The 14574-nt window shown below is 70.9% G+C and carries 11 protein-coding genes and 1 pseudogene; 5 read left to right on the top strand and 7 right to left on the bottom strand.

Annotation, left to right across the window (positions count from 1 at the left end; all coding sequences use genetic code 11):
* Window positions 1–279 precede the first annotated feature (279 nt).
* Window positions 280–2100 (top strand): replicative DNA helicase, encoded by a 1821-nt coding sequence (gene dnaB / locus B4K29_RS08450; protein ID WP_286967037.1) that lies wholly within the window; start codon window positions 280–282, stop codon window positions 2098–2100.
* A gap of 805 nt (window positions 2101–2905) precedes the next feature.
* Here the strand turns inward: dnaB and B4K29_RS08445 are convergent.
* From B4K29_RS08445 to B4K29_RS08425, 6 genes and pseudogenes are all read right to left on the bottom strand, one after another.
* Complete coding sequence (locus tag B4K29_RS08445) at window positions 2906–3274, bottom strand: hypothetical protein (protein ID WP_286967036.1); 369 nt, start codon at window positions 3272–3274, stop codon at window positions 2906–2908.
* Window positions 3275–3354: 80 nt separating this feature from the next.
* Window positions 3355–4079 (bottom strand): annotated as a pseudogene (locus B4K29_RS18435) (transposase).
* Between the two features lie 272 nt (window positions 4080–4351).
* The gene (locus B4K29_RS18430) at window positions 4352–4714 is read right to left on the bottom strand and encodes a hypothetical protein (protein WP_376786877.1); all 363 of its coding nucleotides are present in this window, start codon (window positions 4712–4714) and stop codon (window positions 4352–4354) included.
* Window positions 4715–5553: 839 nt separating this feature from the next.
* Window positions 5554–6045, bottom strand: coding sequence for a GNAT family N-acetyltransferase (locus B4K29_RS08435; protein WP_286967035.1), 492 nt, complete (start codon window positions 6043–6045; stop codon window positions 5554–5556).
* Window positions 6046–6288: 243 nt separating this feature from the next.
* Window positions 6289–8229 (bottom strand): adenylyl cyclase, encoded by a 1941-nt coding sequence (locus B4K29_RS08430; protein ID WP_286967034.1) that lies wholly within the window; start codon window positions 8227–8229, stop codon window positions 6289–6291.
* A 237-nt stretch (window positions 8230–8466) separates the two neighbouring features.
* On the bottom strand, window positions 8467–10056 hold the full coding sequence (locus B4K29_RS08425) for a molybdopterin-dependent oxidoreductase (RefSeq protein ID WP_286967033.1): 1590 nt from the start codon (window positions 10054–10056) through the stop codon (window positions 8467–8469).
* Between the two features lie 90 nt (window positions 10057–10146).
* Between B4K29_RS08425 and B4K29_RS08420 the strand changes: the two genes are divergently transcribed.
* From B4K29_RS08420 to B4K29_RS08405, 4 genes are all read left to right on the top strand, one after another.
* Complete coding sequence (locus B4K29_RS08420) at window positions 10147–11235, top strand: alpha/beta fold hydrolase (protein ID WP_286967032.1); 1089 nt, start codon at window positions 10147–10149, stop codon at window positions 11233–11235.
* 155 nt (window positions 11236–11390) lie between these two features.
* A complete protein-coding gene (locus B4K29_RS08415; protein WP_019286808.1) occupies window positions 11391–11753 on the top strand; it encodes a DsrE family protein in 363 nt (120 codons plus the stop codon).
* A 391-nt stretch (window positions 11754–12144) separates the two neighbouring features.
* Window positions 12145–12954 (top strand): helix-turn-helix domain-containing protein, encoded by an 810-nt coding sequence (locus tag B4K29_RS08410; RefSeq protein ID WP_286967031.1) that lies wholly within the window; start codon window positions 12145–12147, stop codon window positions 12952–12954.
* Window positions 12955–12973: 19 nt separating this feature from the next.
* Window positions 12974–13381 carry a VOC family protein gene (locus tag B4K29_RS08405; RefSeq protein WP_029211089.1) on the top strand — a complete coding sequence of 136 codons (408 nt, stop codon included), beginning with the start codon at window positions 12974–12976 and terminating at the stop codon, window positions 13379–13381.
* 41 nt (window positions 13382–13422) lie between these two features.
* On the opposite strand, the gene B4K29_RS08400 is transcribed toward B4K29_RS08405, so the two are convergent.
* Window positions 13423–14460 (bottom strand): zinc-binding dehydrogenase, encoded by a 1038-nt coding sequence (locus tag B4K29_RS08400; protein ID WP_286967030.1) that lies wholly within the window; start codon window positions 14458–14460, stop codon window positions 13423–13425.
* Window positions 14461–14574 lie beyond the last annotated feature (114 nt).

Genomic DNA, 14574 nt, shown 5'->3' with positions numbered 1-14574 from the left:
TCCACAGGCTTGTCCCCAGGCTTGCCCACACGTCACGGCGTGTTGTCCCCAGGTTGTCCACAACCCCCGTTTGCCCGGGCCTCCTCCCGGCCCATACCGTGGCGCAGCAGCCCGTCCGGGTGACGTGATTCGCCCAGGCCCACCAAAGTTATCCACAGGTTTGTCCACACGCGCGCGAGACCCCTCCGGAGGTCGGTGGCGGGGCGGGTATGTCAGTGGTCGGTGGTGGACTGAGACCGTGCAGGGACGGGCCGAGCAGGGCTAGACGAGGGAGCAGACGTGTCGATCGCGGAGCTGGACGACCGTCGGGACTACGGCGCCGAGCGGGGTGGACCCGGCGGCGGTGGGAGTGGCGGCGACGACCGCGTGCCGCCGCAGGACGTGCACGCGGAGCAGTCCGTCCTCGGCTCGATGATGCTGTCCAAGGACGCCATCGCCGACTGCGTCGAGACGCTGCGCGGGCTCGACTTCTATCGCCCCGCGCACGAGACGATCTACGAGGCGATCATCGACCTCTACGGTCGCGGCGAGCCGGCCGACGCCATCACCGTCGCCGACGAGCTGACCAAGCGTGGCGAGATCCAGCGCATCGGCGGGCAGGCCTACCTGCACCAGCTGATCGACGCGGTGCCCACGGCGGCCAACGCCGGCTACTACGCCGAGATCGTGCAGGAGCGCGCCGTGCTGCGCCGCCTCGTCGACGCGGGCACCCGCATCGTGCAGATGGGCTACGGCCAGGGCGGCGACGTCGAGGACATCGTCAACGCGGCGCAGGCCGAGGTCTACCAGGTCGCCGACAAGCGCGGCGGCGAGGACTACATCGCCGTGGGCGAGGTGCTCGAGGCCACGATCGACGAGATCGAGCACGCGTCCGGCAAGAACGGCGAGATGGTCGGCGTGCCCACCGGCTTCACCGAGTTCGACCAGCTCACCAACGGCCTGCACCCCGGCCAGATGATCGTGATCGCCGCGCGACCTGCCGTCGGCAAGGCGCTCGCGCTCGACACCCCCCTCGTCACGCCCACGGGCTGGACGACGATGGGCGAGGTCCAGGTCGGCGACGAGGTCGTGGGCGCCGACGGCCGCCCGGCGCGCGTGGTCGCGGCGACCGAGGTCATGACTGACCGGCCCTGCTACGAGGTCGCCTTCTCTGACGGCTCGACGATCGTGGCCGACGCCCAGCACCAGTGGGTCACCTCTGCGGACGGCGACGAGCAGGTGCGCACCACCGAGCAGATCGCTAGCTCGTATGACGCCGGCGGCGCGCAGCACCTCGTCCGGTCCCGTCGCGACGAGGCCGAGTGGACCATCGTGCGGCTATCGCCCGCGCCCTCGGTGCCGGTGCGTTGCATCCAGGTCGACAACGACGACCACCTCTATCTCGCGGGCCGGTCGATGATCCCGACCCACAACTCCACGCTTGCGCTCGATATCGCGCGCTCGGCGGCGATCCACAACCAGCAGGCCACCGTCCTGTTCAGCCTCGAGATGAGCAAGACCGAGATCACCATGCGTCTGCTGTCGGCCGAGGCGTCCATCCAGCTGCAGAAGCTGCGCAAGGGCGAGCTCGCCGACGACGACTGGACCAAGATCGCCCGCACGACCGGTCGGCTCAGCGAGGCGCCGTTCTTCATCGACGACTCGCCGAACATGTCGCTGATGGAGATCCGCGCCAAGTGCCGGCGGCTCAAGCAGCGCAACAACCTCAAGCTCGTGGTCATCGACTACCTGCAGCTGATGAGCTCCGGCAAGCGCGTCGAGTCCCGCCAGCAGGAGGTCTCGGAGTTCTCCCGTGCCCTCAAGCTCCTGGCCAAGGAGATCGAGGTGCCGGTGATCGCCCTGTCGCAGCTGAACCGTGGACCCGAGCAGCGCACCGACAAGAAGCCGATGGTCTCCGACCTGCGCGAAAGTGGATCGATCGAGCAGGATGCCGACATGGTCGTCCTGCTGCATCGAGAATCCATGTACGAGAAGGAATCTCCCCGTGAGGGCGAGGCCGACGTGATCGTGGCCAAGCACCGTAACGGCCCGACCGGCACGATCGTGGTGGCCTTCCAGGGGCACTACTCCCGCTTCACCAACATGGCGACGAACTTCTAGGCGTTGCGGTGTCGAGATGCAGCGAAGACTTCACAAACGCCGAAGCTATGAATCATAAACGCTGCGTTATGACCCTTGGTGGAAAGTTCATGTTCGCTTATGGACGCAGCCGACCGGCGACCCGGTCGTGTCGCGGCCAGGTGGGATCCTGAGGCTGTGGCGTTTCGCTAGCGCGCCAAACTGGCAGACTCGGCAACATGGACCTGCCAACGCCTGACCGCACCCTGGAGCACCTCTTAGCAACCTTCTTCGGGAAGCCATCTCTGGTGGTGACCACGTTCCTAGTCCTGAACTTCCTGTGGTCGTGGTGGAGTCTCGGCCGAAGCGCACTGTCCTTAGGGGCGGTCCTAGCCATGGGAGTGCCGGGTAGGGCAGGGGAGGGATCGTTGAAGTTGGGCGCGTCGCTTCGCCTTGCGATCGGATGGGCCGCCTTGTATGTGCCTGCATCCTTCATCACACAACTCTGGGCGGGGAGCAGTTACTCCCCGGGTCAGGGTGGTGGGCTCGCTGAACTATTGCGCTGGTCGCTGATCTTTGGGATCGCGGCCGTGGTGGGGTGTTTCCTAGTCACCCCGGCTCTAGCTCCGCGTTTCGGGGACAAGCGATGGGCCCCGCTGACTGGTCTCTTCCTTGGATACCTGCTCGGCGCCGCTTGGGCAGTTGTTGGCTTCACGATGCAAGGCGGCCCCAGAGAAGGTGACTGGTGGGTGGCTCCCAGCATGAGTCTCATCGGCGTGATCGGAGCCGCGTTTCGTATGCGGGTCCGCAGTATCAAGTCGTGGCGCTGAGGCAGGATCGGCAGGCGTCAGGCGACTTCGGCTGAGAACTGCGGCTTGCCCGTGAGGCGGCTCATGGCAACCGTGATCACGAGTGTCTTGCCTGCTGGGACGTCGAACTCCTGCGCGGCACTGGCCACTGGACGTTTAAGGAAGACACACTCGATGCGATGGGTTCCTGGCGACACCGTCATGTTGAAGCTCTTGTTTGATGTCAGCCGGGCCATCTCTTCGTTGTCAACCATCACGACAAGCGGGACAATTGCGCCGTCCAGCCTCTTAACCCGACGAACCTCAAGTTTCGCTGCGCCGCCTGGAGACCTGATGCCACAGTGCGGGCAGGTGGGTGCGCTGTCCGCCACCTGCTTGGTGCACTCCCGACAGTTGATCAGTGCCATTGATAACTCCTCAATCTCCCTTGTAGACCTACTCGACTCTAGCGTTGCGGAAGGTGTCAAGCCGGTTGTGACACGTGTCGTCATGCGGTCTGTATGAGGGCCTCCTGCGTGGGCTGGTTGATCCAGGCGACGGTGGGCAGTTTCGGCGCTTGGGGCCGGCGGCGGGTGAACCGTTCGGGGTTGGCGGCGTAGGCGGCGTCGAGGGTCTGTTGCCGCTGGGCGCGGACCTCGGTCGCGGTGCCGAAGTGCACTGAGGCCGGGGTGTGCAGGCCGATCCCGGCGTGGCGGTGCTCGTGGTTGTAGTAGCTGAAGAAGCCCTCGCAGAACTTCCGGGCATCGGGCAGGGAGCCGAACCGGTCGGGGAAGACCGGGGCGTACTTCAGCGTCTTGAACGCGGCTCGCTGTAGGGGTTGTCGTTGGAGACGTGCGGGCGGGAGTGCGACCGGGCGACACCGAGATCGACCAGGAGCTGGGCGACCGGTTTGGAGGTCATCGAGGTGCCGCGGTCGGCGTGGACCGCCTCGGGGATGCCGTGCACGCCCATGGCCTGCTCGAGCATGCTCTTGGCGATCTCGCCGTCCTCACAGGCTGCGATGGTCCAGGCCACGACGAAGCGGGAGAAGATGTCGAGCACGACGTACAGGTCGTAGTACACCCCCCGCTGGGGGCCACGGAGCTTGGTGATGTCCCAGGACCAGACCTGCCCCGCCTGGGTGGCCACCAGCTCCGGCTTGGTCCTGGCTGGGTGCCTGGCCTGGGCACGGCGCTCACCCGCGGCACCGCTGGCGCGCAGGATCCGGTGCATCGTGGACATTGAGCACAGGTAGGTGCCCTCGTCCAGCAGCGTCGCCCACGCCTGAGCCACCGACTTGTCGACGAACCGGTCACTGGTCAACACCGCCAGGACCTGGACGCGTTCGGCGTCGGTGAGCGCGTTCGCCGGCGCCGGGCGTGCCCTGGTTTCCCGGGCCGGTTTCGTTGCTTTGGAGCGGTAGTGACTGCCGCGCGGGCGGCCCAGCAGGGCGCAGGCGGTCTTGACGTTGGTGTGCGAGGCGAGATCGTCGACCAGCGGGTTGATCACCGCGGCGACCGCCTCGGCGGCTCCGCGCTCTCGGAGAGCGTCTCCAAGAGCGCGTGTGCTTTTCCCACCAGGTCCAATGCCGCCCTGGTCCGGGCCAGCTCAGCCTCGGCCTTCTCCGCCCGAGCCCGCAACGCCTCGATCTCGCGGTCACGCCGGTCCCTGGTGGCCGGGGCCAGCCCGGAGCGGGCGCCGGCCTCAGCAGCCTTGCGCCACTCGATGATGTGCGAGGAGTACAGGCCCTCGCGGCGCAGGATCACACCCCGCTCACCACGATCTGCTGCCTCGTACTCGGCCAAGATGTCCGCCTTGTACTGCGCGGTGAACGTGCGGCGCTTGGGCCGGTCAGCTCGAGGTCCCATACCCCCATCACCAACGCAGGAATCGGCCAGGGTCATCGTCATCGGTTTGCTACTCGCTTCTCGCCCCGTGCAAGGGAAGGAACTCAGCGGACGTGTCTCACCCCAGCCTGACGCACAGGGTTGCCGCAGGGACTATCGCACTAACGGTGTAGGAGGCCCGATCGCCCCAGCAGGGACAGGAGGGTTTTCATGACCGAGAGCAGCAACAGCACGACGCTGGTGGATATGAGTCCACCTTCAGCATCAGGTGATGAGCGGGAGTGCGCGGCGCCGGAGTTGGCGGCGGCCGAGCTGGACGCGGTCGCACGCAAGATTGCCCACCTGCTTTGCGCACCGCTGGCGGTGAGCCTGGCCCTGGACCGAAGGGGGTCGTGGCCTGCGGCGAGGGTGCAATCCAGATCTTGCGTGACCCTGCCCAGGAGGCCAATTTGTGCAAGATGCCTCGCACGAGCTCGTGCAATCCTGGCTGCATCTCGACATGCGGCTTGCCAACACGTGCTGGGCTCGGCTCCTTACGGGGGCACGGCAACCGGCCGAGTGAGGTTTCTCAGAGTTTCTGGACGCGGTGGCTGCACGACCATGATTGAAACTCGAGGACCTCAGCGTCGCCCTGCAGTCGCTGGCTGGCGGCGCTGCGGCTGGTTCGCTCGAAACCGAGAGGCTCGACTTCAAGCGCGACCCTCACTCGGTGACCGGTCGTGGAGCGCCAAGAAATCCACAGGCGCGTCTCGTCGAAGTTTTGGTGGCCGTCGCGACCCAGCCGGACGACGATGCGGAATAGCGCTGACCACAGGTGGCCGGGGGTCCTACGCGTCAGATGATTGGCGCGACCCAAGCTGTCAGGCCGGGCCTGCTGATCCGGTCCACCGGATCTCGCCGTCGACCATCACGTCGGTGGGGGTGAGACCCAGGTTGGCGGCGACACGTGAAGATGCCTCGTGGTCGGGGTGGATGTGGGCGACGAGGTGGTGCACGCCGCGCCGTGCCAGCTCGCCGACCATGAGGCGGGCGGCGCCGGTGGCGTGGCCGTGGCCTTGCCAGGGCGTCCCGATCACCCAGGAGATCTCGGCGGTGTCGCCGTCGACCGGCACCGTCGCCTGCACGTAGCCCACCGGCCGTGGGTCGGGGCCTGCCAGCACGATCCAGTTGAGCCACTGCTTGGAGCCGTCCGCCGAGCGTCCGACGACCTGCCGGGCATAGCGGGCGGCCAGCTCCTCGCGGGTGGGCGGCTCGCCGCCCGTGAACAGATGGAGCGACGGGTCCGCGAGGACCTCGACCATGGCGTCGGCGTCCGCGACGCGCAGCGGCCGCAGGGACAGGGCGGGCGTCATACGGCCAGTTGATCGGCACCCCGCGAGGTCCGCAACCCCGATCCCCGCCGGACACAGTCTCTCGGCCGATCGTCAGGAGCCTGGACCGGACCCGTCAACGCTCCTGACGCGACGAAAATCGATGGCCCGACGCCACGCTCACGCACCGCTCCCACCCCTCACGCCTCGCGACCACGGACGCCGTGCGACAGCACGTCGGCGCCCCGACCCCCGAGAGGAGGGTCGGGGCGCCGCCCGGAGCGGTCAGCGCGTCGCGACGGGATAGCCGACGACCGTCGAGGGCCCGGGGTTCGTGGCGTCGACCGGGGCGCCGACGCCGTTGACGACGGAGTCGATGCCGCCGTCGCCGTCGAGCCACCGGGTCAGCAGGTGGTTGAGCCGCACGCCGGGCTTGGTCGGGGCGACGAACGCCGTCGTCAGGTGGATGCCCTGACGCTGGTTGAAGAAGCTGTAGCTGCCCATGCCCCAGCCCTCGAAAGACCGCACGCCGGACGTGACCTGGAACGCGGGGTAGCCCTTGAAGGTGGGGGTCATCATCCACGCGGACTGGGACGGCACGTCGTACGGCTTCTCGTTCTGGAAGAAGTAGACGCGACCACGCTCGCCGTTCCAGACCACCTCCGTGCGCAGGAAGTGCTCGACGAACAGGCCGTATGCCGTGACGTCGTCCCCGTTGACGATGACGCCGTGATCAGCCGGGTTGGTGGTCCAGCCGACGCCCTCACCGTGGTCGGCGCGCCACGCCCAGATGTTGTCGAGGATGACATCGGAGGCGTCGACCGTCACCGCTGTCGTCGTCGACCCGGCCGCCGCGCCACCGACGCGCAGGAACACGTCGGACACCAGGGTGGGGGTGCTCCCTGCGCCGGCGGACCGACGCTTGGAGCCCGCGTTGCCGTGGGCGTCGCCGACCTGGAGGATCGTCTTCGAGCGCTTCGGCCCGGCGTCGAGCATGACCCCGCTGATCGTCACCCCCGGCACGGACGACGTCGCGATCACGGGCTGCCCCGTCCGCTGCGAGAGGGCGGGAAGCCCCAGGCCGAGCACGACCGTCCCGGGCTGCGTGACCTTGATCGTCTGCTGCAGCGAGTAGGTGCCCGGGGTGAGGAGCAGGTGCTTCCCCTCGCGCAGCGCCTTGTTGATGGCGGGCACGCGGGACGACGGCGAAGCGATGACGAACTGGTCCAGCGGGATCACGCGGCCCGAGGTCGTGGACGGGCCGGCGCTGTCCGTGCGGACGCCCGGCACGAGGACGCCGCGGGTGCCGTCCGGCTGGGTCACCAGCCGCGGGGTCTCTCGCACGACGGGGGTGCGGTCGATCGTCGTGTAGGGGCCGGGGGCGGTGCTCGGGAAGGTCGACGCGGGCGCGCCGGGCGACCCGACGAACATCTGGTTCCACACGCCGTTGCTCCACCCCGGCAGCGCGGTGTTGCGGACGAAGAACTGCTGCTGAGAGCCGTTGACGACGGGCGGGCCGGTCAGGGTCGAGTTCGCGATGAAGCCGCCGCTGGCGTACTGCGGGCCGGCGGTGCAGTAGTCCATGAGCGTGGTGCGGCCGTTGATGACGACGTCGCGCATCGGCGCGGCCTGCGAGACCGCCCAGAACTGGGTGTCCTTGCGGCAGCCCTCGCCGCCGGCGACGTTGATCGTGAGGTTGGACAGGGAGCGCCAGAAGTTGTTGAGCGCGATGCAGCCGTTGGCGTCGCACTGGTTGTAGACGTTGATCGAGCCGTGGACGACGACGTCCGCCGGCGTCCGCCCCAGCCCGGCGACCTGCGTCCCGTAGCCGACCTGGACGACGAGCGGGTTCGCGGCGGAGCCGTAGGTGCCGGGCTCGAAGACGATGGCGTACCGCTGCGGCCCGAAGTGGTTGGGGACCTGGCGCTGCGCCACCGTGTCGAACACGCCCCGGATCTGCTCGGTGCTCATCGACGGCTTCATCACGAGCACGTTCGGCCCGAGCTGCGGGTCGGCGTAGGCGCGCAGGTCGACGGCCGCAGCCGCCAGCGCGGCCGGGGCTGCGCCAGACAGCTGAGCGGGGGCGGGGACGGTGGAGCGGTGGGCGGGGTTCGCGGCATACGTGATCGCACCCGCAGGCGCGGTCACCGCCCCCGAGAGGGCGATGGTCACGGCGGCTGCGCCGATCGCTCGACGGGCTCGGGGACGGGTGGTGGGGGTTCGCATCATGACTCCTTCGTGATGAGGCGGGGGGGACGTGCGTGCGCCCATTCCCTCACGAAGCGCTCCCCGGTGGGGCGATGGGCGCAGACGGGCCCCTGCCTCGTCGTGGTGCTCGCCCCGCTCACGAGGATGCGGCGGTGGCCATGACGGGGACGTTGTTCGTGCGCATCGCCGCCTGCTCGGACCTGACGGGGTCGACGACCGGTTGCGTTTGGACGAGCCGTGCCCGGGGCGGGTCGGTCAGGAGACCGTGACGGTGATGGTGTGGTGGCCGGTCGCGCCGTTCGGCGCCGGCGGGGCGAGCTCTGCGGTCTGCGGCTGCCCGGTCGCGTCGATCGCTCGTATGCCGATCGTGTGCCGCCCCGACGTGGCCGGCCACTCGTAGACCCACTGGCGCCAGGCGTCGGACGTGGCGTCCGCGCCGAGCCGGGCGTCGACCCAGGGGCCGCCGTCGACCCGCACCTGCACGCCCGTGATGCCGCGGTGCTGCGCCCACGCGACGCCCGCCACGGCGACGGTGCCGGCGGCCACGGTCGCCCCGTCGCGGGGGACGTCGATGCGGGACTGGGTCTTGACCGGACCGAGCGCCGACCAGCCGCGCGGTGTCCAGTAGCCCTGGTCCGCCGCGAAGGTCGTGACCTTGAGCTCGGTCACCCACTTCGTAGCGCTGACGTAGCCGTAGAGGCCAGGCACGACCAGGCGCACGGGGAAGCCGTGCTCGGGCAGCAGGGGCTGGCCGTTCTGCGCGACGACGAGCAGCGCGTCCCGGTCGTCGGTCAGGGCCTCCAGCGGGGTGCCGGCGGTGAAACCGTCGACGCTGGTAGACAGCACCATGTCAGCGCCGTCTCGAACCCGGGCCTCGCGCAACAGCTCTCGCACGGGCCACCCCGTCCAGACGGCGTTGCCGTTGAGGGTGCCACCCACCTCGTTGGAGACGCACATCAGCGTCACCATCGACTCCTGCATGGGCTTGGCGAGCAGGGTCGCCCAGTCGAGGGTGATCTCGCGGTCGACCAGGCCGGTCACGCGCAGGGACCAGCCGGCGGGGTCGACCTGCGGCACGACGAGCGCCGTGTCGATGCGGTAGAAGTCGGCGTTGGGCACGATGAACGGCGTCACGCCGGCGATGCCGAGAGAGGCGCCCGCGGGCACGACGACAGGCTTGGCCACCTTGGGCACCACGAACGCCGCCCGCGCCATCGCCCCGGCTCGCGCACCTCCCGCCACGACGCGCCCCACCGCCACCGCCGCGGCCCCCGCCACGACGGCGGCGACGCCCGACCCCAGCAGGACCCGCCGCGACACCGGCCGCGGCTCGGTCATGGAGACGGCCGCCACGGTTGCCGAGGCGGGAGCCGCCCAGCGCGAGAGCGCCCACATCCCCGCCAGGCCACCGAGCAGCAACGGGACCAGGTCGGTGACGGCGGCCTGGGGGCGGGACAGCACCGCGGCCATGGCGACGCCGACCAGCAGCGCGAGGGCGACCAGGGCGCCCCGCGCCGTGCGGAGCGCCAGGAGCCCGATGCCGCAGGCGAGCACCACGAGGGTGACGGCGATCCCGGCATACAGCACGGTCTTGTCGCTCGTGCCGAAGGTCGCGACCGCGAAGTCCTTGAGCCACGGGGGAGTCCGGTCGACGAAGGCACCCCCCACCGCGTCGATCGGGGACGGCGTCCCGCCCGTCCAGGCGGCTCGCTGGGCGACGCCGGCCAGGAGCTCGGCGACGCCGACGGTCACCGCTCCCGCTGCCAGGCCGACGATCGCTCCCCGAGCGGCCGGGGAGACCCGGTCGCCTGGCCTGTCCGATGTCGCGCCGCCGTCGAGGTTCACGCCACTGACGCTATGCCTGGACCCTGGGAGGTGTGTCCTGCGCCTGCGACGAGCCTGGGCGCCGCGCGAGGCGGGGGCTAGCCTTGGTCCATGAGGAACGGCGTTCCTCGCGACAGTCCTCAGCGAGTGCGGTTCTGCCGATCGTCCGACGGGACGACGATCGCCTACGCCGTCCACGGGGCCGGGCCCCCGCTGGTTCTCGACAGCTGCTGGCTGAGCCACCTCGAGTTCGACTGGCAGTCGCCGGTATGGCGTCACTACCTCGTCGAGCTGGGGCGCACGCGCACGGTGGTGCGGTTCGACGAGCGCGGGCACGGGTTGTCCGACCGCGAGGTCACCGACTTCGGGCTCGAGCGGCGCATCGAGGACCTCGTCGCGGTGGTGGAGGACGCGGGGCTGGAGCGGTTCGCGCTGATGGCGATGGCGCAGGGCGGCCCGGTGGCGCTGCACTACGCGGCGCGGCATCCCGAGCGAGTGACGCACCTGGTGTGCGCCAGCACCTACGCCGGCGCCCTGCGCCACGTCACCGACGACGACCGCGAGCTGGAGGCGGCCTTCGAGGCGATGATCCGCGCGGGCTGGGACCGCCGCGACCCCGTCTTTCGCCGGGTCTTCACGTCGATGATGATCCCGGACGCGACCGAGGAGCAGATGCGCTGGCTCGACGACCTGCACCGCCGCGCGGTGAGCGCGCGCACGGCCTACGAGTCCCGCCGGCAGCGGGGTCAGGCCGATGCGACCGACCTGCTGGCGACCCTCGACGTCCCGACCCTGGTGGTGCACTCGCGGCACGAGCGGATGAACGACGTCGAGCACTCGAGGATCCTCGCCCGCGGGATCCCGGGCGCCCGACTGGTGCTGCTCGACAGCCGCAACCACATCCTGCTCGAGGACGAGCCGGCCTGGCCGGTGTTCCTCCGCGAGGTGTCGGCCTTTCTCGCGGAGGGCGCGGACGGTGGTGTCGCGCCGGCGGTCTCGGCGCGCGAGCTGCTCACCCCGCGCGAGGGCGAGGTGCTGGCGCTCGCGGCGCAGGGGCTCGACAACGCCGGCATCGGCGCCACCCTGTCGCTCAGCGTCCGCACCGTCGAGCGGCACCTCCAGAACGCCTATGCCCGCCTCGGCGTCGGCGGCCCCACGGCACGCGCGGCCGCCGTGGCGCAATGGGTCCGCGAGGGGTGAGCGAGCACGAGCGGGCGGGGGCGGGCGGGGGCGACTACGCGCGGGCTGGGCGCGCGGCCTCGCGTTGGGTGGCGGCACCGATGCGATCCCGTGGCGTGCCGGCCTAGCGTCGGCTTGTCGGGCCGAGCAGCGGCCCCCAGCACGAGGAGCGCACCATGAGCAAGGCAGCCATCAGCCTGACCACCGGCCTGGAGGACCCGGAGCGCGTCACCGTCGCGTTCCTCGTCGCCGTCGGCGCCGCGGAGTCGGGCCGAGAGACCACGATGTTCCTCACCAAGGAGGCCGTGCGCCTCGCCGTCGACGGGGTCGCCCGGGGGGTCGCCTGCGACGGGTGCCCGCCCCTGCCGACCCTGCTCTCGCGGTATGCCGCCGCGGGCGGCACCATGATCGTCTGCGGGATCTGCGTGGACGCCAAGGGGCTCGACCCGTCGACCTTCCTCGACAACGCCCGCAAGGGTGGGTCCGTCCAGCTGTGGGAGTGGATCGGCGACGAGGGGGCCACGACCTTCAGCTACTGAGACTCGGGGCGGCAGGCGCCGTCGCGCGGGACATCACCCGCGATCCGCCCGATGACCGGGGGGTGAGCGGCCCCTCCGCGGGACTCGCTGATCACGCTCGCCGACGCGCGCTTCTCCGTGAGCGAGATCTCCCACCTCGACTCCGGTCGGCCCTCATCGCCGCCCTCGCGGCCCGCCACCCGGCCGTCGAGCAGCTGACCGCGGACCTGGAGGCTGGCCTCGCCCGGCTCCACGACCCCGCCATGGAGAGACCGGCCGCCTGGACCCTCGCCAACATGGCCTTCGCCCGCGGCCGCGTCGTGCGGGCGGTTCGTCATACCGGGTCCGCCCTCGCACCCGCATGCCGCAGCCACCCTCGACGGGCCGTCCTGCACGTGCCAGCCTGGACGCCATGCAGCACGACCGGCGGGTGCACCCCGCTCTGGCGGGCCTGGTCCACCGGATGTCGGGCTATGACCTGCGCCTCGACCCGCGCGCGGTGCACCACGGCGTGCCCGGCCCGAGCGCGACCGTCATCATCAGCTTCGACGAGCCGCTCGACGTGACCTGGTGCGACCAGCCCGACGCGCGTTCGCGGCAGTGGCTGCTCGCCTCCGGGCTCCACACCCGCCCGGCGCTGATCCGCACCCACGGCGTGCAGCACGGCATCCAGCTGGACCTCACGCCGGCCGGCTGCCGTGCGCTGCTGGGGGTGCCAGCCGCCGCGATCGCCCGCGGTCTCGTCGCCCACGCCGACCTGCCCACGGGCATCCCCCACGACCTGCACGAGCGGCTGGCGGGGCTGAATCGGTGGGGCTGGGACGCGCGGTTCGCCCTGCTCGAGGAGCATCTGCTGCAGGTTGCCTCCCGCGAACGGTCCGTCGTGCCAGACGATCTCGCGCACGCGTGGCGGCTGCTCCACCGCCGGGGCGGGCGGGTGACGGTATCCGGCCTCGCGTCCGAGGTGGGCTGGTCGCGGCGCCACCTGGTCACCCGCTTCACCGGCGAGTTCGGGCTGCCGCCGCAGGAGGTCCGGCAGCTCCACAGGTTCGGTGCGGCGATGCGCCTCGCGCGCGCCGGGCAGCCGTGGGTCGAGGTCGCCGCCCGCGCGGGGTATGCCGACCAGGCCCACCTCAGCCGCGAGTTCCGTGCACTCGCCGGGCAGACGCCCACGCAGTGGCGGTCCGAGGTGTTCCCCATCGTTCAAGACGATCCGGCGTGAGCCGCAGGAGGCTGGAGCCATGACCACACCAACCCTGTTCCACAGCGTCCACTTCGACGACGCCGACGCGGGCCTGACCTTCCTGCGGGCGCTGGGCTTCGACGAGCGCGCGGTCCACCGCGACCCCGACGACCCGAGCACGGTCGTGCACGCCGAGCTCGCCTGGGGCGCCGCCGGTGGCGTCATGTGCGGCTCCGCGGGGCGGGCCGTCCCGTCCGGCAGCGACTACCAGCGGCGCGTCGGCGTCGCCACCTGCTATCTCGTCGTCCCCACCGACGAGCAGGTCGACGAGGTCCACGAGCGCGCGCTCGCGGCGGGCGGCACCTCGCTCATGGCGCCGTCGGACCAGGACTACGGCGGCCGGTCGGCCTCGGTCGCCGACCCCGAGGGCAACCAGTACTCCATCGGGTCCTACGCGGGGGCGTGAGGGCGGGCCGGGGCCGTGCAGCCGTGCCAGGCCCGGGCGCGTCAGCGGCGGGGATCGATGATCGTGATGCCGGCGGGCGCGGCCGTGTCCATCGCGGGCAGCAGCCGCGCCGCGTCCGCCAGGCCGACGACCCGCTCGACCAGGTCCTGCGGTCGCAGCGCACCGCCCTCGATCAGCGCCAGCATCCCGGGGTAGTCCGCGGCCGCCATGCCGTGGCTGCCGAGCAGGTCGAGCTCCCAGGCGATCACGCGGTCCATGGGGAGGCGCGGATGGCCGTCCACGGGCGGCAGCAGACCGACCTGCACGTGTCGCCCGCGTCGGCGCAGGCTGAGCACGGCGCTCGCGGCGGTCTGCTCGCTGCCCACCGCGTCGACGCTGACGTGCGCCCCGCCGGTCAGGGCCTGCACCTCGGCGGGGACGTCCACCCCGGTCTCGCTGAGGACCGTGCTGGTCGCGCCCATCGCGGCGGCGCGCTCGAGCGCCCCGACCGACCGGTCCACCGCGACGACCCGCGCCCCGAGCGCGCTCGCGACCATGACCGCGCTGAGCCCGACGCCCCCGGCCCCCACGACGCACACCCACTCGCCGGGCTGCACGTCGGCACGAGCGGTGAGGGCGCGGTAGGCCGTCGCGAACCGGCAGCCCAGGCTGGCCGCCGCCTCGGTCGTGACGCCGTCGGGGATGGCGACGAGATTGGTGTCGGCGGCGTGTAGCACCACCCGCTCGGCAAAGGATCCCCAGTGCGTGAAACCGGGCTGCTCCTGCGCGGGGCACACCTGCGCCTGACCGGTGAGGCACCAGTCGCAGCGTCCACACCCGCACACGAAGGGCACCGTCACGCGATCGCCGACCCGCCAGCGCGAGACGCCCGTGCCGACGACGCTGACCACGCCGGCCAGCTCGTGCCCTAGCACGTGGGGCAGCGCGACGTCGTCGTGCCCGGCCCAGGCGTGCCAGTCGCTGCGGCACAGTCCCGTGGCGTGCACGTCAACGACCACCCCGCCCGCGGGCGGCGCGGGGTCGGCCACCTCCCGCACCTGCAGCGGCCCGGCCAGCTCGTCCATCACGACAGCACGCACGCTCGCTCCTCTCGACTGCCCGCGAGTCTAGGTGCCCGCCCGTCGAGCCCGCCCTCCCGCCTCCCTCCCGCCCTCCTTCGTCGAGAGGCGACAAATGGGGCTCTTCTGACGCTT

The sequence above is a fragment of the Arsenicicoccus sp. UBA6765 genome (genome assembly GCF_002453335.1).
GTDB classification, from domain to species: Bacteria; Actinomycetota; Actinomycetes; order Actinomycetales; family Dermatophilaceae; genus Arsenicicoccus; species Arsenicicoccus bolidensis.
The sequence above is the reverse complement of the archived record's forward strand: the minus strand, read 5'-3'. Positions and strand labels throughout refer to the sequence as shown.